Genomic DNA, 18328 nt, shown 5'->3' on the forward strand with positions numbered 1-18328 from the left:
GGCCGGGCCCCCGGCCTCCCCGCCCGCGCGCCCCAGTCTCCACGGGCCAGGAAATCCTACTTGGGGGGGGCGGCGCGGCCGCCCCGCCCCCCCCCCCCCCCCCGCCCGCGCCTGTCACCGCACGGGAGTGAAGTCCCGCGCCCCGATGAACTCAGGACGCGGCACGGGCGCCGCGAAGGGCTGCACCGCGGTGTTCTCCACGCTGTTGAAGACGATGAAGACATTGCTGCGCGGATACGGGGTGATGTTGTCCCCGGAGCCGTGCATGCAGTTGCAGTCGAACCAGGTCGCCGAACCGGCCTTGCCGGTGAACAGCTTGATGCCGTGCCGGTCGGCGTACTGCGTCAGGGCGGCGTCCGAGGGCGTGCCGGCGTCCTGCATCTGCAGCGACTTCTTGTAGTTGTCCTTCGGCGTCTCGCCCGCGCACCCGAGGAACGTCTTGTGCGAGCCGGGCATGATCATCAGCCCGCCGTTGACGTCGAGGTTCTCGGTCAGCGCGATCGAGACCGAGACGGTGCGCATGTTCGGCAGCCCGTCCTCGGCGTGCCAGGTCTCGAAGTCCGAGTGCCAGTAGAAGCCCGACGCGCCGAAGCCCGGCTTCACATTGACACGGGACTGGTGGACGTACACGTCCGAGCCGAGGATCTGCCGCGCCCGGCCCACCACCCGCTCGTCGCGCACCAGCTGCGCGAAGATCTCGCTCAGCTTGTGCACCTCGAAGACCGAGCGCACGTCCCTCGACGTCGGCTCGATGATCGAGCGCTCGTCGGCCCGCACGGCGGGGTCGGCGATCAGCCGCTCCAGCTCGCCCCGGTAGAGCGCGACCTCGTCCTCGGTGATCAGCTCCTCGACGGCGAGGAAGCCGTCGCGCTCGAAGCTCATCAGGTCGGACGGCTCTGCCGGACCGGGAGCGCCCGGCGAGGACCAGACGACCGGGTCCCGGCGCGGGGTCGTCACCTCGGTCGCGCCACGGGTCGGATAGTGGTCGGTGCGTACGACGGCGGTGGTCATGATCAGCCCTCCTCGGTCAGCAGTGGATAGACGCCGTTCTCGTCGTGGTCCTCCCGTCCGGTGACGGGCGGATTGAAGACGCAGATGCAGCGGAAGTCGGTCTTGGGGCGCATGGTGTGGCGCTCGTGGCCGTCCAGCAGGTACATCGTGCCGGGCTCGATCCAGTGGGTCTCGCCGGTCTCGTCGTCGGTGAGCTCGGCCTCGCCCTCCACGCACAGGACGGCCTCGATGTGGTTGGCGTACCACATCGACGTCTCCGTGCCCGCGTAGAGCACGGTCTCGTGGAGGGAGAAGCCGACCTTCTCCTTGGCGAGCACGATGCGCTTGCTCTCCCAGGTGCCGGACGCGGCCTTCACATGGCGCTCGGTGTTCTCGATGTCCTTGAACGATCGGACGATCACGGTGGGGTGCTGCCTTTCTGCTTCGGGTGTCAGGCGGTCTCGCGCACGGACCGGGCCAGGATGCGCAGGCCCTCGTCCAGCTCCTCGGGCGTGATGGTGAGCGCGGGCAGGAGCTTGACCACCTCGCTGTCCGGGCCGGAGGTCTCCAGGAGCAGCCCCAGCTCGAAGGCGCGGCGGCAGACGGCCGTTGCGCGGGCCTTGTCCTCGAACTCCATGCCCCACACCAGGCCGCGGCCGCGGAAGCTCACGCCGACGCCGTCCAGCTCGTCGACGATCGCGAGCATCGCGCGCTCGATCTGCTCGCCGCGGGCGACGGTCTGCTTCTCCATCTGGCCGTCGGTCCAGTACGTGTTGAGCGCGGCGGTCGCGGTGACGAACGCGGGGTTGTTGCCGCGGAAGGTGCCGTTGTGCTCGCCCGGCTGCCACACGTCCAGCTCCGGCTTGAACAGGCAGAGCGACATGGGCAGTCCGTAGCCGCTGATGGACTTCGACAGCAGGACGATGTCCGGCGTGATCCCGGCCTCCTCGAAGGAGAAGAAGGCGCCGGTGCGGCCGCAGCCCATCTGGATGTCGTCGACGATCAGCAGCATGTCGTGGCGGCGGCAGAGCTGCTCGAGCTCGCGCAGCCACTCGGCGCGGGCGACGTTGACGCCGCCCTCGCCCTGGACGGTCTCGATGATGACCGCGGCGGGCTTGTCCAGGCCCGAGCCGCTGTCCTCGAGCATCCGCTCGAACATCAGGAAGTCGGGGACCTGGCCGTCGAAGTAGTTGTCGAACGGCATCGCGGCGGTGTGCGACAGCGGGACTCCGGCGCCGCCCCGCTTGAAGGAGTTGCCGGTGACGGCGAGCGCGCCGAGCGACATCCCGTGGAAGCCGTTGGTGAACGAGACGATCGTCTCGCGGCCCTTGATCTTGCGGGCCAGCTTGAGCGCGGACTCGACCGCGTTGGTGCCCGTCGGGCCGGGGAACATGACCTTGTACGGCAGATCGCGCGGGCGCAGGATCACGTTCTCGAACGTCTCCAGGAAGGCGCGCTTGGCCGTGGTGGCCATGTCCATGCCCTGGACGATGCCGTCGCGCTCGATGTAGTCGATCAGGGCGCGTTTGAGGACCGGGTTGTTGTGCCCGTAGTTGAGCGAGGCGGCGCCGACGAAGAGGTCGAGGTAGGAGTGGCCGTCCTCGTCGTGGAGATAGCTGCCCTGCGCACGGTCGAACACGGCGGGCCAGCTGCGGCAGTAGCTGCGAACCTCCGACTCAAGGGTCTCGAAGACGCTCAGGGCGGGCGGGGTGATGGTCATAGCTCTGTCTCCAGGGGTGTGGGGGTCAGGCGGAGAGGGGGCCGATGCGGTACAGCACCTCTGGCTGGTGCGTCGCCGCGTCCTGCTGGGGGAACAGGGCGGCGTCGAAGAGGACTTCGCGCTCCAGGGGTGCGCTGTGGCGCTCGGCGTACGAGGTGAAGAGGCGGTCGGAGGCGGTGTTGTCCGGCGTGATCGTGGTCTCGATCTCGCGGATGCCGCGCGCGCCGACCGTCCTCGCGGTCAAGGCGTCCAGCAGCACGCCGGCCAGCCCCCGGCCGCGGTGCTCCCGGTCGACGGCGACCTGCCAGACGACGAGGGCCTCGGGGCGGTCGGGGCGGACATAGCCCGTCACGAAGGCGATGGGGGCGCCGTCGGCGCCGCGCGCCACCACCGAGGTGGCGGCGAAGTCGCGACACCACAGCAGATAGCTGTACGAGGAGTTGAGGTCCAACACCTCGGAGTCGCGGGCAATGCGCCAGATCGCGGCTCCGTCCTCCACTCGTGGGCTGTCGATCTGCGTGAATTCGCTAGGGGCACGTACAAGGTCTTCTTGTGCGGCGGTCATGTCGAGGAAATTTACCCAGCAAATTCAGAAAATGCATCGAGGGAAGGGGTTGGGTGGAGAGAGGCTTTGTGTTATCGCGCGGGCATGTGCGCTAGGCAGTCTCGGGGGTGAAGTGTGGTGATTTGTACCGGAAATAAGGGACGAAACGGTCTGCCTGTGGAGTAGGTCACACGTCCGTAACCGATCCGAGATACGCCCGAATTATGCGGTTCGATCCTTGTTGAAATCTTGGCGTTTAGGTCCGCGGAGACGGGGCAGACGAATAGGGGAAGCTGCCTCTATTAGAAATGCGTATTGGTTTTTGAATTCACGCGGACTTTACCCGCGCGGAAATCCTGGTTCAGCGGGCCGCTCAGGCCCCTCCGCTTGAGGAGCGCGGCCCGGGGCGGAGCCCCGGAACCCGGCCTCGCCGGCGTTTGAGGCGCGGGCTCCGGGGCAGCGGCCTGGGAGAGACCCCTCAGGCCCCTCAGCCCCACGCCTTCGCCACCGCCCGCCGAGCCGCCTCCATGTCCGCCGCCCCCGCGCTGCCCGCCCCCGAGACTCGCCCCGACACCGTCCCCACCGCCGCCCCCAGAGCCGCCAGCGACGACTCGACCGCCTCGCGCGTCGCGTCGGCGCCGTAGTGGTTGACCCGGATCATCTCCTTCGCCAGCGCCCCGCCGCCCGCGATCAGCGGCGCCGACGGATCCGCCGCGAGCGCGTGCGCGACCACCTCGCAGGCGTCGACCCCGGCCGGCGTGCGCAGCGTCGTCGCCACCGGCGCCGCGTCCCGCGCGTCGTGGACGTACGGCTCCAGACCGCAGCCCAGCGCCGCCGCGCCCGCCCGCGTGGCCGCGGCCGCCGAGGCGTGCCGGGCCGTCACCGCCTCCAGCCCCTCGGCCTCGATGCGCGCCAGGCACGCCTCCAGGGCCAGCATCTCCAGCTGCGCCGGAGCGTGCGGCAGCGCCTTGCGCCCGCCGTCGATCCAGCGCTCCTTCCAGTCGAGCAGGGAGAGGTACGAACGCCTGGGCGCGGCCGGGTTGGCCGCGATCCGCTCCCAGGCGCGCCCGCTCACCGACACCGCCGACACCCCGGCCGGCCCGCCCATCGCCTTCTGCGCGCCGATCACGCACAGGTCGACGCCCCACGCGTCCGGGAGCAGCGGCTCGGCGCCCACCGAGGCCACCGCGTCCAGCATGAACAGCGCGCCGTGCGCCCGTACGACCTCGCCGATCTCGGCGACCGGGTTGGTGTTGCCGGTCGCCGCCTCCGCGTGCACGAGGGAGACGAAGTCGATCTCCGGGTGCGCGGCCAGCGCCCGTTCGACCTGCTCCGCGCTCACCGCGGCGTGGAACGGGACGTCGAGGTCCACGACCGCGGCCCCGCAGTCGCGCAGCCAGTTCCCGAAGGTCTGCCCGTACGGCCCGGTGACCACGTTCAGCGCGGTCGAACCGGGCCTCGCGCCGCCCCGGATACAGCCCTCCAGGGGCAGCAGCGCCTCGCCCTGCATGATCACCACGTCCTGCTCGGTGTCCAGCAGGGCGGCGACCCGCCCCTCGACGGCCGCGAAGTGCGCGGCGGTCAGCGGGGGCAGGTCGAGGAGGGGGTGCGTCACGGCGAGGCTCTCTTCACAACGGTGCTTTCGGGGGTCCGAGCCGAGCGTACCCAGGGGCTCGTACAGTGCTGGGCATGAGCGATCACGTGGTGCTGCATGTGAAGGGGCGGGTGCTCGTCGGTCCCGACGAGGTCAGGGACGAGCTGTGGGCGGTGGACGGCCGGATCACGTTCGAGCGGCCGCGCTCGGAGGCGGTCGCGGTGAGCGGCTGGGTGCTGCCGGGGCTGGTCGACGCGCACTGCCATGTCGGGCTCGACCACCATGGCGCCGTCGACGAGGCGACCAGCGAGAAGCAGGCGCTGACCGACCGGGACGCGGGCACGCTGCTGATCCGGGACGCCGGATCTCCCGCGGACACCCGCTGGGTCGACGACCGCACGGACCTCCCGAAGATCATCAGGGCCGGCCGTCATATCGCGCGCACCCGCCGCTACATCCGCAACTTCGCCCATGAGATCGAGCCCGGCGACCTCGTCGCCTATGTGGCGCAAGAGGCGCGGCGCGGCGACGGCTGGGTCAAGCTCGTCGGCGACTGGATCGACCGGGAGGCCGGGGACCTGACCGCCTGCTGGCCGCGCGGCGAGGTCGAGGCGGCGATCGCCGAGGCGCACCGGCTCGGCGCGCGCGTGACCGCGCACTGCTTCGCCGAGGCCGCGCTGCGGGACCTGGTCGAGGCGGGCATCGACTGCATCGAGCACGCGACCGGCCTGACCGACGACACGATCCCGCTCTTCGCGGAGCGCGGCGTGGCGATCGTGCCGACGCTGGTCAACATCGCCACGTTCCCGGACCTCGCGGCGGGCGGCGAGGCCAAGTTCCCCGACTGGTCGGCCCATATGCGCCGGCTGTACGAGCGCCGGTACGACACGATCCGCTCGGCGTACGACGCCGGGATCCCGGTCTACGTCGGCACGGACGCGGGCGGCTCGCTCGCCCACGGTCTGGTGGCGGCCGAGGTGGCCGAGCTGGTGAAGGCGGGCATCCCGCCGCTCCAGGCGCTGTCGGCGACGACCTGGGGGGCGCGGAAGTGGCTGGGCCGCCCGGCGCTGGAGGAGGGCGCTCCGGCGGATCTGGTGGTGTACGACGAGGACCCGCGGGCGGACGTCAGGGTGCTGGCCGCGCCGCGACGGGTGATCCTGAACGGGCGCGTGATCGGCTGAGGGGCGCCGGGCGCGCGGCGCCGGGTCGCGGCGCCTCGCCGGGAGCGGGACGCGCGGCCGGCTGGGAAGTCGGCCGGGCCGTCGCCGTGTTGACCGAGCGTGACGCGCGCCCCGCGCAGATCGTTGAAGCACTTCACGCACGATCCCGCCGGTAGGACGCCGGTAGGACCGGCGCACGACCTGTACGCCGCTGAGGGGGCCGCTTCCAGGAACACCCGTGCGTCGACAATCGAATGCGAGCGCGGAAACCTCACTTTGGGGTGAACTCACGCCAGGTATCTGTCGGTTCACTCTCAGTGCGTAAAGATTCCGGTGTCCCAGTCGCCGCCGCCCACGAGTCCCCGTGGGGCGGAGGGGCGACGCCATGTCTCAGTGGGGGTTCCACCACCGTGAACAGCAACGCCTTCCGCATGCCCGCACACGCCCACGTCCGCGCCCGCACCCGCCGCTGCACGGCGGCCCTGGCCGCGGCAGCGCTGGCCGCAGGACCCGCGGCGTTCGCCGCCCCGGCGCACGCCGCGGGGGGCGGCGGCAAGGGCACGGCGGACGCGGTCGTGCTCCGCACCGGGCTCGACGTCTCCCTGCTCAACAAGACCGTCAACGTCCCGCTCAAGGTTTCGCTCAACGAGGTGCGCGCCCCCGCGAGCGCCGAGAAGACCGCGTTGACCGTGCGGGTGGACGGAGTCGATAAGGGCAAGCCCGTGCAGGTGCTGCGCGCGGACGCGGCGAGCGCGAAGGCGACCGCCGACCGGAAGGGGGCCGAGGCGCACTCCAGCCTCGCGCGCGCCGAGGTCCATGTGCCCGGGCTGCCGCTGCTCTCGCTGGTCGAGGTCGAGAAGGCGACCTCGAAGGCGGTCTGCGAGGCGGGGCGGCAGCCGGTGGCCGAGTCGAATCTGCTCGGTCAGGTCACGGCGCTCGGCAAGAAGGTGACGCTCTCGACCGGCGGGGTCACGCGCGTGGAGGCGCCCGGCGTCGGCGAGGTCACGCTCGACCTGTCCAAGACGCACACCACCTCCCGTACGGCCGCGGCGACCGCGCTGGAGCTGAAGGTCTCGCTGAACCCCCTCAAGCTGAACGTCGCCGAGGTCACGGGCACGGTCACCCTCGTCGCGGCCTCCTGCGAGTCGCCCGAGGCCCCCGACGCGGCCGATCCGTCCGCCGATCCGTCCGCGGAGCCGAGCCCGGGCGTCCAGGCCCAGTCGGCCGCGGAGCCGGGCGACTCCCGCCTCGCGGAGACGGGCGGCGACTCGACGTCGCCCTACCTCGCGGGCGGCGCGGTGCTGCTGCTGGCCGCCGGAGGCACCGCCCTCCTGCTGGCCCGCGTCAGGGCCCGCCGCTGAAGCCAGGCCCGGGGGAGGGGGACGAAGGGGAGAAGGGGGAGCGAGGCGGGTCCGCCTCGCTCCCCCCAGCCCGTGCCCGCTACGCCCCAACCATCGTCAGCGACTGGTCCAGCGCCTGAAGGAAGCGGTTGGTCGTCGCCCTGTCGCGGACCGCGAGGCGCAGCCAGTCCGGGCCCAGGCCCGGGAAGGTGTCGCCCCGGCGGGCCGCGAAGCCCAGGCCGCGCAGGCGCTCGCGGACCTCGGCGCCGCGGCGGACGCGGATGAGCACGAACGGGCCCTGTGCCGACGGCACGGCCGTGACCTCGTCGAACTCCGCCAGGCCCGCCAGCAGATGAGCCCGCTCCGCGGCGACGGCGAGCGCCGCCTGCTCCGCCTCCTTCAGCGCCGCCGGCTCCATGCACGCCTGCGCCGCGGCCAGCGCCGGCGTCGAGACCGGCCACAGCGGCTGGGCCCGCTCGAGCGCCGCGATCGTCTCCGGGGCCGCGAGCGCATAGCCGATCCGCAGCCCCGCGAGGCCCCAGGTCTTCGTCAGGCTGCGCAGCACCACGAGCCCCGGCACGTCCGTGCGCCCCGCCAGCGCCTCCGTCTCCCCGGGCACCGCGTCCATGAACGCCTCGTCGACCACCAGCGTCCGCCCCGGCCGGGCGAGCCGGGCGATGTCCTCGGCCGGGTGCAGCACGGACGTCGGGTTGGTCGGATTGCCGACCACCACCAGATCCGCCGCGTCCGGGACCGCCGAGGGATCCAGCCGGAACCCGTCCGACTCCCGCAGCAGCAGCCGCGCCACCTCGTGCCCCGCGTCCCGCAGCGCCGCCTCGGGCTCGGTGAACTGCGGGTGCACGACCAGGGGGTGACGTACCGTCAGACCCCGCGCCAGCAGGACGAACGCCTCCGCCGCCCCGGACGTCAGCAGCACCCGCTCCACCGGCAGCCCATGCCGCTGGGCGACCGCCTCGCGCGCCGCCCGGCCGTCCGGATAGGCGGCCAGCGCCGTCAGCGAGCCGGCGATGCGCTCGCGCAGCCAGTCCGGGGGAGTGTCGGCGCGGACGTTGACCGCGAGGTCGGTGAGCGCCGCGTCCCGTACCTCCGCGTCACCGTGGTGCCGCAGGTCGTGTGCGTCAGTGTGCGTGTACATGGCTGCCGTCGAGGGGTCGGTGGGTACGGATGTCTTCGCCGTCGGGGCGCTCGCCCGCGAGGGCCTCGTGGTAGCGCTCCATGACCAGGTCCAGCAGCTCCTCCGCGGGTCCGATCACCTCGGCCTGCACCACCTCGGCCTCGGGGTGCGCCGCCGCCCAGCCCTGTGCCTGCTGGCGTACGCGCTCCACCAGCGCGTCCGCGAACAGCAGGTAGGGCAGCACGACGATCCGGCGGGCCCCCAGCCGTACGCACCGGTCGAGCCCGCTCGGCACATCGGGCGCCGCGAGCGACGCGAACGCCGTCTCGACCCCCGCGTACCCCCGCCCCTCCCACAGCAGCCGCGCCGCCCTGGCCGCCTCGGCGTTGGCGTCCGCGTCGCCGCCGCGGCCCACCAGCAGCACGGTCACCTCGGCGCGGTCCCCGGGTCTGCGGGACGCGGCGCCGAGGGCCTCGTCGAGCCGCCGTGCCAGCACGCTCAGCAGCGCCGGGTGCGGCCCGAGCGGACGGCCGCAGGCGTACGAGAGCTCCGGGCGCCGCTCCACCTCGCGGGTCAGCGCCGCCGGGACGGCGCTCTCGGCCCGCTGCGAGGGCGCCAGCGTCAGCGGCACCGCGGCGAAGCGCTCCACGCCCCGCTCCACGAGCTCCGCGACGGCGTCCCCGAGCGACGCCGACGACGGCGCCGACGCCGAAGGCGAGAGCGACTGCGATGGCGATGGTGGGGACGGCGAACGCGGTGGTGGGTCGACATAGCCGCCCACGACCGGGAGTCCGGGGTGGCGGCGCCCCACCTCCCGTACGAAGTCCCAGAAGCCGTCGGCCCCGGCGCCGTCGCGGCCGCCGTGCTCGGCGATCAGCAGTGCGGGAGGAGAAGTCACGCGTACTCCTAGATGTGGGGGGTGGCGCAGCGAGACGTCCGGCGGGGATGCGGCGGCCGCGCTGCCGACCGCCACGACCGTCATCATGTCCACCGTCGCCGGATCCACTCCGCCGCGGCCGCTCGGCCGGGCCGATTCCCTCGGGCGAGCCGGCGGCGCTGCCGGCCGGCCTCTGCGCACGAGTGCGCAGGTCGCCATCGCGGGCCGGCCCTCGGGGGCCGACTTCCGCTTGGGGACGAGGAGTTCGCCGCCGCCCGCGAGCGCGGCGGCCTCCGCGACGGACGGCGTGCCGTGCGCGGCGAGCGGGGCGCCGGACGGATTCGGCACCCGGACGCGGGCCAGCCGCTCGGCCGGGTACGTCGCCAAGGGGACGCCGAGCCGCTCGGCCGCCCCGGCGATCCCGGGCTCGTGCGCCTTCCCCTCGACGGTGGCCAGCTCCACGACCCGGCCGGCGTCCGGCCCCGCCTCCCGCAGAACGGACTCGACGAGCCCGAGCACCTCGTCGAGGCCGACGCCCGTCGAGGCGCCGACGCCCACGACGAGCAGCGCGCGGCCGGGCACGGGGTCGGGCGTGTCGTACGGCTGGTCGTACGGCACGGGGTCTGGCTTGTCGTACGGCTGGTCGCAGGGCACAGCGCTCATGACGGCGGCTCCTCTCGGGGCAATCGGGTGACGGACAGGATGTGAGTGTGCGAAGAGGCGGGTCAATCCGCTAGCAAGGGCCCATGGCGGTGCTCGTCGCGCTCGGCGCGTTCGCAATGACGCTGTTCGGCGGGTGGATGGCGCAGCGCGTCACCGACCGCCGGCATCTCGTGCTGGGCCTCGCGGGCGGCCTGATGCTCGGCGTGGTCGGCCTCGAGCTGCTGCCCGAGGCCCTGGAGGCGGCGGGCCAGGAGGTGTTCGGGGTGCCGCAGGCCCTGCTGCTCTTCGTCGGCGGCTTCCTCGTGGCGCACCTGGTGGAGCGGCTGCTGGCCGTTCGCCAGGCGGCCCACGGAGCGCACGGGCCGGGCGAGCGCGCGCCCCAGGTAGGGCTGACGGCGGCCGCGGCGATGGTCGGCCACAGCCTGATGGACGGCGTCGCGCTCGGCGCGGCCTTCCAGGTGGGCGGCGGAATGGGCGCGACCGTGGCGCTCGCGGTGATCACCCACGACTTCGCCGACGGGTTCAACACGTACACGATCGCCAGCCTGTACGGGAACACCCGCAAGAAGGCGGTCGCGATGCTCGTCGCCGCCGCGTTCGCACCGGTCGTCGGCGCCGCGTCGACGCTCTTCTTCACGATGCCGCAGGAATTCCTCGGCAGCTACCTCGGCTTCTTCGGCGGCGCCCTGCTCTATCTCGCGGCGGCGGAGATCCTCCCCGAGGCCCACCACGACCACCCGGCCCGCTCCACCCTGCTGTGCACGGTCGGGGGAGTCGCCTTCATCTGGCTGGTCGTCGGGCTCGCCGAATGAGGTCACGCCGCTCTCACCCCCGGCTGTCCCGGCACCGCTCGACGAACCGCCGCGCCGTGGCGGGCGCCGCGGCCCAGTGCGTGTGCACATAGCTCGCGTGCACGCCCTGCTGCACGAAGCCCTCCAGACGCCGCTCCGGCTGCCGCAGCCCCCACGCGGCCACGTCGCCCGCGCCCGGCTCGATCACCGTGCGGTGGAACTCGTGCCCGCGCATCCGCGTCCCGGCCGCGGCCAGCGGACTGTCGCTCACCGCGACCGCGTCCCGGTAGCCCAGCGTCAGCCGCTGCGACATCCGCGCCTCGGCGTCCAGCACCCCGCACATCGGCGCCCCGTCCAGCGAGCGCGCGAGATACAGCAGCCCCGCGCACTCCGCGGCGATCGGGGCGCCCGAGTGCGCCAGCTCGGCGACGGCCTTGCGCAGGGCCGCGTTGGCGGACAGCTCGGCGCCGTACACCTCGGGGAAGCCGCCGCCGATGACCAGCCCGCTCGTCCCGTCGGGCAGGCTCTCGTCGCGCAGCGGGTCGAAGGCGACGACCTGCGCCCCGGCGGCCGCCAGCAGCTCGGTGTGCTCGGCGTACGAGAAGGTGAACGCGGCCCCGCCGGCGACGGCCACGACGGGCCGGTCCACGCTCTGAGGCGCCTGAGCGGCCGGGTCCGGGGCGGCGCCCGAGGGGTCCCAGGCCTCCCCGGCGATCTCCGGTGCGCTGCGCGCCAGGGCCAGCAGCGCCTCCAGGTCGCACCCGGCCCGCACCTGCTCCGCCTGCGCCCGCACCGCCGCCACCGCCTCGGCCTGCCGCTCCGCGACCGGCACCAGCCCCAGATGCCGCGACGGCGTGGCCACCGCCGGCGCCCGGCGCAGCACCCCGAGGACCGGGACCCCCGAGCCCCCGAGCGCCTCCCGCAGCAGATGCTCGTGCCGGTCGGTGGCGACCTTGTTGAGGATGACCCCGCCGATCCGCACCTCGGGATCCCACGAGGCGAAGCCGTGCACCAGCGCGGCCACCGACCGGGACTGCGACGACGCGTCCACGACCAGCACCACGGGGGCCTTGAGCAGTTTGGCGACCTGGGCCGTGGACGCCAGCTCGCCCTGGTCGGCGGCCCCGTCGTACAGGCCCATCACGCCCTCGACGACGGCCAGCTCGCAGCCGCGCGACCCGTGCGCGAAGAGCGGCGCGATCAGATCCGTGCCGCACATGTACGCGTCGAGGTTGCGGCCCGGCCGGCCGGTCGCCAGCGCGTGGTAGCCCGGATCGATGTAGTCGGGGCCGACCTTGTGCGGGGACACCGCCAGGCCACGCTCGGCGAACGCGGCCATCAGGCCGGTCGCGACCGTGGTCTTGCCCGCGCCCGAGGACGGCGCGGCGACGACGAGACGTGCTACCACTCGATGCCCCGCTGCCCCTTCTGACCGGCGTCCATCGGATGCTTCACCTTCGACATGTCCGTCACCAGGTCCGCGAAGTCCATCAGCTCCTGCGGGGCGTTGCGGCCGGTGATCACCACATGCTGCTTGCCGGGCCGGTCGCGCAGCACCTCGATCACCTCGGCGGTGTCGATCCAGCCCCAGTGCAGCAGATACGCGAACTCGTCCAGGACGTAGAACCCGTACGTCTCCGCTGCCAGATCACGCTTGACCTGCTCCCAGCCCTCGCGCGCCTTGTCCTCGTGGGACTGCTCGCCCTCGGCAGGGGCGCGCTGGATCCACGACCAGCCCTCGCCCATCTTGTTCCAGGCGACCGTGCCGCCCTTGCCGGTCTCCCCGAGGGCCTTGAGCGCGTTCTCCTCGCCGACCTTCCACTTCGCCGACTTGACGAACTGGAACACCCCGACGGGCCAGCCCTGGTTCCAGGCGCGCAGCGCCATCCCGAACGCGGCCGTCGACTTCCCCTTGCCGACGCCGGTGTGCACCATCACCAGCGCCCGGTTGCGGCGCTGACGGGTGGTGAGACCGTCGTCCGGCACGATGCTCGGCTGTCCCTGCGGCATTAAGCGGCCCTCCTCGACGTTCCCTGTACTTCTCTGACCAGCCCGGCGATCGAGTCGGCCCGCAGCTCGTCCAGCGTGACGGCCGTGCCGCCCAGTTCGCGGGCGAGCGACCCGGCGAGCCCCAGCCGGACCGGACCCGTCTCGCAGTCCACGACGACGCAGGCGACGGAGTCGGCCGCGTGCAGCCGCGCCGCGCGCGCTGCGAGCGCCACCGGGTCCTGGCCGCCCCCGGTGGCGCGCCCGTCCGTGACGACCACCAGCAGCGGCCGGCGCGACGGGTCGCGCAGGCGCTCGACGCGCAGCACGTCGTGCGCCTTCAGCAGCCCGGCCGCCAGCGGCGTGCGCCCGCCCGTCGGCAGCTGCTCCAGGCGCGCCGCCGCCGCGTCCACCGACGACGTCGGCGGCAGCGCCAGTTCGGCGTCCTTGCCCCGGAAGGTGACCAGGCCGACCTTGTCGCGCCGCTGGTAGGCGTCCAGCAGCAGCGAGAGCACCGCGCCCTTGACGGCGCTCATCCGCTGCCTGGCCGCCATGGACCCGGACGCGTCGACGGCGAAGAGGACCAGATTGCCCTCGCGGCCCTCGCGGGTCGCCTGCCGCAGATCGTCGCGCCGTACGACCAGGCCGCGCCCGGAGCGCCCGCGTGCCCTCTGATGCGGCGCGGCGGCCTGCACGGTCGCCGTCAGGTGCAGCTTGGTGAGCGTGCCCCGGGGCCGCTGGGATCCGGTCGTGCGCCCGTGCTCGGTACGGGCCCGGGAGCGGCGGCCGGCCGCGCCCTCGCCGAGTCCGGGCACGCTGAGGACCTTCGTACGGAACGGCTCGGCGGCCTTGACGGCGGCGCGCTCGCCGGCGCCGCTGCCGCTCGGCTCCTGCTGCGGCGCGGGAGCGGGGGCCTCGGGGGCCTCGGGCACATCGTCCGGCTGGGCGCCGTCGGGTGCCGCGTCCGGCCCCTCGCCCTGCGGAGGCACTCCGCCGCCGCCGGGCCCGCCGTCGCCCGGACCCGGGTCCGGGTCCGGATCGTCGTCCGGCGCGTCCTCGCCCTTGAACTGGTCCAGGGTCTCGTCGAGCTTGTCCTCGTCGAGGCCCGGCGCGTCGAAGGGCGCGCGGCGCCTGCGGTGCGGCAGCGCGAGCAGCGCGGCCTGCCGTACGTCCTCCGAGGTGACGTCGGTGCGTCCGGCCCACGCGGCGAGCGCGGTCGCCGTCCGGGCCATCACGATGTCCGCCCGCATCCCGTCGACCTCGAACGCGGCGCAGGTCGCGGCGATCTGGAGCAGCGCCGCGTCCCCGAGCGCCACCTGCGGCAGCAGCTCGCGCGCGGCGACGATCCTCTCCCGCAGCGAGGTCTCCTCCTCGGCCCAGCGGGCGGCGAAGTCGGCCGCGTCGTCGTCGTAGGCGAGCCGGCGGCGCACCACCTCCACCCGCTGCTCGGGCTCGCGGGACGCGGCGACCTCGACGGTCAGGCCGAACCGGTCCAGCAGCTGGGGCCGCAGCTCGCCCTCTTCGGGGTTCATCGTCCCGACGAGCAGGAAGCGGGCCGCGTGCCGTACGGAGACGCCCTCGCGCTCGACGTACGAGGAGCCCATGGCGGCGGCGTCGAGCAGCAGGTCGATCAAGTGGTCGTGGAGGAGGTTGACCTCGTCGACGTAGAGGATCCCGCGGTGCGCGTCCGCCAGCAGCCCGGGCTCGAAGGCCTTCACGCCCTCGGCGAGCGCCCGCTCGATGTCCAGCGCGCCGACGAGCCGGTCCTCGGACGCGCCGACGGGCAGCTCGACCATCCGCGTCGGCCGCGAGGCGTTCGCCCCGGGCTCGTGCGGCCCGTCGGGGCACTGCGAGTCCGGGGCCTCGGGCGCGCAGGAGAAGCGGCAGCCCGCGACCACGTCCATGACGGGCAGCAGGGCGGTGAGGCCGCGCACGATCGTGGACTTCGCCGTGCCCTTCTCGCCGCGGACGAGCACCCCGCCGATGGCAGGCGAGACGGCGTTGAGCAGCAGGCTCAGCCGCATGTCGTCCATGCCGACGACGGCGGTGAACGGGTAGGGAGCCGAGGCCATTAACGGGTACCCCTTTCGAGGGAAGTGCTGTGAACGAGCACGTCGGCGAGGTCGTGCAGTGCGAGGTCGTGTGGAGCGATGTCGTGCGGTGCGATGTCGTGCGGTGTGGAGTCGTGCGGTGCGAGGTCGTGTGGAGCGATGTCGACGGCGGCGGCCCCGCTCTGGCGGGGACGGTCCGGGCACAGCGAGGCGCCCGGCCGTACGGACTGTGTGCTCCCCGCCCACGCGGGGGTACCGCGGCCGGCGGCGCTCACGGCGCCCCCGGCGGCACGAACGGCAGACCCTGCGGCGGGCCGTTCTCGATCAGCCGCAGCAGCGCGTCCGTGTCGGCGTGCTCCTCGATCAGGTCGCCGAGGCGGTCCAGCTGCTCCTCGCGCAGGGCGCCGAACGAGGTGTCGGGGGCGGGCACGAAGCGCCGGCCGGCCGCCGCCGCGACCTCCCGCAGGAACGCCCGGCGGAAGCCGTCGCTCTCCAGCGAGCCGTGCCAGTGGGTGCCCCAGACGGCGCCGACCCTGCAGCCGTCCAGACTCCGTCCGTCGTCGTCGGAGAGGAACGCCTCGCCGCCCAGGACCTCGGCGACGCCATGGTGGATCTCGTACCCCTCCACCCGCTCGCCGAGCGCCTTGCCGACCGGCCGCGCCAGGGTCTTCTCGGCCGCGAACCGGACGCGTACGGGCAGCACGCCGAGACCGTCCACGGCCCCTGCCTTCGACTCGACGTCGTCGACGATGTGTCGGCCCAGCGCCTGGTAGCCGCCGCAGACGCCCAGCACCGGCCGGCCCTCGGCGGCGCGCCGCACGATCGCGTCCGCGAGCCCGCGCTCGCGCAGCCACGCCAGCGCCTTCACGGTCCCGCGCGTGCCGGGCAGGACGACGAGGTCCGCGTCGGCCAGCTCCTCGGGGCGGTCGACGAACCGCACCACCACGCCCGGCTCCGCGGCCAGCGCGTCCACGTCGGTGAAGTTGGACATCAGGGGCACCGCGCACACGGCGACCCGCAGCACGTCCTCGCCGACGGGCGGCGCGACGACCGACTCGCGGACCGCGCCCCGCAGGGACACGCGCAGCCCGTCCTCCTCGTCGATGCCGAGTCCGTGCGCATAGGGCAGCACGCCGAGCGTCGGCCGCCCGGTGAGCTGCTGGAGCATGTCGAGACCCGGCTCCAGCAGCGTCACATCGCCCCGGAACTTGTTGACCAGATAGCCGGCGACCAGGTCCTGGTCCTCGGGGCCGAGCAGCGCCGTCGTGCCGAAGAACTGCGCGAAGACCCCGCCGCGGTCGATGTCCCCGACCACGACGACCGGGAAGCGCGCGGCCCGTGCGATGCCCATGTTCACGATGTCCGTACGCCGCAGATTGATCTCGGCCGGACTGCCCGCCCCCTCGCAGATCACGGCTTCATATGTGCCCCGCAGCTCCTCCAGGCACTCCACGACGGTGCCCAGCAGCGCCTGCTGCCTGCCGCCGTGGTAGCCGCGTGCGCTGAGCTCGCCGACCGGCTTGCCCATCAGCACGACCTGGCTGGAGCGGTCGCTGCCGGGCTTGAGCAGCACGGGGTTCATCAGCGCGCTCGGCTCCACGCGCGCGGCCTGCGCCTGCATGGCCTGCGCCCGCCCGATCTCCGCGCCCTCGCGGGTGACGAAGGAGTTGAGCGACATGTTCTGGCCCTTGAAGGGCGCGACCTTCACTCCCTGGCGTGACAGCCAACGGCAGATGCCCGCCGTGACGACGCTCTTGCCCGCGTCGGACGTCGTTCCGGCGACCAGCAGGCCGCCGCCCCTGCGCCTGCTCATGCCCGCCCCTTCGCCCGTGCCGATGGACTTTCCGCGCCGCCTCGGGTCTTCCCGAGCGCGTGCGCCGCCACGCGGCCCGCCGCGCAGGCCGCCAGCGTCAGCCAGCCGACGCGGCGCGAGAGGCGCACCGCGCGTTCGATGTCGCCGAACTCGACCGGGCGGCCCCGGCCGTTGAGGACGGGCCGGTTCTCGACGCGTCCGCCGTACGAGAGGGCGCCGCCCAGCCGCACGCCCAGCGCCCCCGCGAACGCGGCCTCCACGGGGCCCGCGTTGGGGCTCGGGTGCTTGTCGGCGTCGGCCCGCCACGCCCGTACGGCCCCGCGCGCGTCCCCGCCCGCGAGGACCGCGAGCCCCGCGGTGAGCCGGGCGCCGGGCCAGCCGGCCACGTCGTCGAGGCGCGCCGAGGCCCAGCCGAACCGCCGGTAGCGCGGCGACTTGTGCCCGACCATCGCGTCCAGGGTGTTGACCGCCCGGAACCCCACCAGGCCGGGCACGCCCGCGAGCGCGCCCCACACCAGCGCGCCGACCACGGCGTCGGAGGTGTTCTCGGCGACGGACTCCACGACGGCGCGCGCGATCTGCTGCTCGTCCAGGGCCTGCGGGTCGCGCCCGCACAGATGGGGGAGCCGCTCCCGCGCGGCCTGGAGGTCCCCGGCGGCGAGCGCGCCGCCGACGGCCCGCGCCTCGCGGCCGAGGGACGTGCCCCCGACGACGGCCCAGGTGGCGGCGGCGGTCAGCGCGACGGAGGCGGCGCCGCGGCCGCGCAGAGCTCGGGAGACGAGGAGGGCGCCGCCCGCGGCGCCCCCGGCGCACAGGGCGGTGTGCAGCACGCCCCAGCCGCGGTGGTCACGCCACAGGACACGCTCGACGGCGCCGGCGGCCCGCCCGAAAGCGGCGACCGGATGCCCCCGGCGGGGATCGCCGAGCAGCAGGTCGCCGACGAGCCCGGCGGCGGCGCCGTACACGAATTCACGGTCGGCACGCATGGGTTCAGGCCGGCGTCTCGCCGCGAACGACCTTCATGGAGAAATTTGTCCTCACTCAGGGTGTCCGCGCCCTGGTTCGACGTGTCGGGCGGCGAGAGTTCCTGGCTCCCGGGGATGGACTCCCCGGTCACAGTGGCGGGACCGCGCCGGATTCGCACCGGCTTCCTCTTCTGCCGCCGTAGCTGGCCTCGGCAGTCCACCACGGTGCGCGAACACCCGTCAACCTGCCTTTGACCTGCGATGAGGGAGTGTGTTGGGGCACACACGCGGGCGGTTGAGCGCCGGGCGCGGAAAACCGGCGCCCGTATGTCCCGGCAGGCGCCGGCGGCCAGAAAAGCCGGGCCGGACACCCGAAGGGCGCCCGGCCCGGCCGGTGGTGCGAGGGGCGATCGCGGGGCGTCAGCCCCACGATCGGAAAGGCGATCGCGGGGCGTCAGACCACGATCAGAAGGCGTCAGACGACGATCAGATAGATGCCGAACGTCACTGCCGCCGCGCACAGCGCGAAGCAGGCGTACGCGCCGGTGCGCGCCAGGACCGCGGAGCCGCCCTGTGCGGCGGCCGCCTCCTGCTTGGTCAGGCCCACGATGCCCAGGGTGAACAGACCCACGAGGGCGACGGTGGCGAAGAGGCTCACGCCGAAGACGGAGCCGAGAGCTGCCCAGTCGATTTTCATTG

Annotated in this window: 16 protein-coding genes and 1 riboswitch; of the genes, 3 read left to right on the forward strand and 13 right to left on the reverse strand. The window is 73.7% G+C overall.

Features of this window, described 5'->3' with window-relative positions:
- Positions 1–114 precede the first annotated feature (114 nt).
- From thpD to AB0M39_RS16030, 5 genes are all read right to left on the reverse strand, one after another.
- Positions 115–1011: an ectoine hydroxylase gene (gene thpD, locus AB0M39_RS16010; protein ID WP_365364537.1), complete on the reverse strand. Its 897-nt coding sequence runs from the start codon at positions 1009–1011 to the stop codon at positions 115–117.
- Between the two features lie 2 nt (positions 1012–1013).
- On the reverse strand, positions 1014–1412 hold the full coding sequence (locus AB0M39_RS16015) for an ectoine synthase (RefSeq protein WP_365364539.1): 399 nt from the start codon (positions 1410–1412) through the stop codon (positions 1014–1016).
- Between the two features lie 29 nt (positions 1413–1441).
- Complete coding sequence (ectB, locus tag AB0M39_RS16020; protein ID WP_365364541.1) at positions 1442–2710, reverse strand: diaminobutyrate--2-oxoglutarate transaminase; 1269 nt, start codon at positions 2708–2710, stop codon at positions 1442–1444.
- A gap of 25 nt (positions 2711–2735) precedes the next feature.
- A complete protein-coding gene (gene ectA / locus AB0M39_RS16025; RefSeq protein WP_365364543.1) occupies positions 2736–3275 on the reverse strand; it encodes a diaminobutyrate acetyltransferase in 540 nt (179 codons plus the stop codon).
- 466 nt (positions 3276–3741) lie between these two features.
- Positions 3742–4869, reverse strand: a complete 1128-nt coding sequence (locus AB0M39_RS16030) for an aminotransferase class V-fold PLP-dependent enzyme (RefSeq protein ID WP_365364545.1) — start codon at positions 4867–4869, stop codon at positions 3742–3744.
- Between the two features lie 74 nt (positions 4870–4943).
- Between AB0M39_RS16030 and AB0M39_RS16035 the strand changes: the two genes are divergently transcribed.
- Positions 4944–6029 (forward strand): amidohydrolase family protein, encoded by a 1086-nt coding sequence (locus AB0M39_RS16035; RefSeq protein WP_365364547.1) that lies wholly within the window; start codon positions 4944–4946, stop codon positions 6027–6029.
- Positions 6030–6439: 410 nt separating this feature from the next.
- A complete protein-coding gene (locus AB0M39_RS16040) occupies positions 6440–7369 on the forward strand; it encodes an SCO1860 family LAETG-anchored protein (RefSeq protein WP_365364691.1) in 930 nt (309 codons plus the stop codon).
- Between the two features lie 79 nt (positions 7370–7448).
- Here AB0M39_RS16040 and cobC read toward each other — a convergent pair whose 3' ends face one another.
- Together cobC and AB0M39_RS16050 are read right to left on the reverse strand one after the other, a co-directional pair.
- Positions 7449–8504, reverse strand: a complete 1056-nt coding sequence (gene cobC / locus AB0M39_RS16045) for an Rv2231c family pyridoxal phosphate-dependent protein CobC (RefSeq protein WP_365364549.1) — start codon at positions 8502–8504, stop codon at positions 7449–7451.
- Complete coding sequence (locus AB0M39_RS16050; protein ID WP_365364551.1) at positions 8488–10023, reverse strand: cobalamin biosynthesis protein; 1536 nt, start codon at positions 10021–10023, stop codon at positions 8488–8490. The genes cobC and AB0M39_RS16050 overlap by 17 nt, the downstream gene beginning before the upstream one ends.
- A gap of 83 nt (positions 10024–10106) precedes the next feature.
- On the opposite strand from AB0M39_RS16050, the gene AB0M39_RS16055 reads away from it, so the two are divergent.
- Positions 10107–10835, forward strand: coding sequence for a ZIP family metal transporter (locus AB0M39_RS16055; RefSeq protein ID WP_365364553.1), 729 nt, complete (start codon positions 10107–10109; stop codon positions 10833–10835).
- Positions 10836–10848: 13 nt separating this feature from the next.
- On the opposite strand, the gene AB0M39_RS16060 is transcribed toward AB0M39_RS16055, so the two are convergent.
- The 6 genes from AB0M39_RS16060 to AB0M39_RS16085 form a co-directional block, all read right to left on the reverse strand.
- Positions 10849–12222, reverse strand: a complete 1374-nt coding sequence (locus AB0M39_RS16060; RefSeq protein WP_365364555.1) for a cobyrinate a,c-diamide synthase — start codon at positions 12220–12222, stop codon at positions 10849–10851.
- Positions 12216–12824 (reverse strand): cob(I)yrinic acid a,c-diamide adenosyltransferase, encoded by a 609-nt coding sequence (cobO, locus tag AB0M39_RS16065; protein ID WP_365364557.1) that lies wholly within the window; start codon positions 12822–12824, stop codon positions 12216–12218. The genes AB0M39_RS16060 and cobO overlap by 7 nt, the downstream gene beginning before the upstream one ends.
- Positions 12824–14872: a putative cobaltochelatase gene (locus AB0M39_RS16070; RefSeq protein WP_365364559.1), complete on the reverse strand. Its 2049-nt coding sequence runs from the start codon at positions 14870–14872 to the stop codon at positions 12824–12826. The genes cobO and AB0M39_RS16070 overlap by 1 nt, the downstream gene beginning before the upstream one ends.
- A gap of 250 nt (positions 14873–15122) precedes the next feature.
- Positions 15123–16664: a cobyric acid synthase gene (locus AB0M39_RS16075; protein ID WP_365364561.1), complete on the reverse strand. Its 1542-nt coding sequence runs from the start codon at positions 16662–16664 to the stop codon at positions 15123–15125.
- Positions 16661–17650, reverse strand: coding sequence for a cobalamin biosynthesis protein (locus AB0M39_RS16080; protein WP_365364563.1), 990 nt, complete (start codon positions 17648–17650; stop codon positions 16661–16663). Before AB0M39_RS16080 ends, AB0M39_RS16075 begins: the two co-directional genes overlap by 4 nt.
- A 75-nt stretch (positions 17651–17725) precedes the next feature.
- Positions 17726–17858: riboswitch (cobalamin riboswitch) on the reverse strand.
- A 246-nt stretch (positions 17859–18104) separates the two neighbouring features.
- Entirely contained in the window at positions 18105–18326 is a 222-nt protein-coding gene (locus AB0M39_RS16085) for a hypothetical protein (protein WP_365364565.1), read from the reverse strand.
- Between the last annotated feature and the right edge of the window lie 2 nt (positions 18327–18328).

This window comes from Streptomyces sp. NPDC051907, assembly GCF_040681075.1.
Taxonomy (GTDB): domain Bacteria; phylum Actinomycetota; class Actinomycetes; order Streptomycetales; family Streptomycetaceae; genus Streptomyces.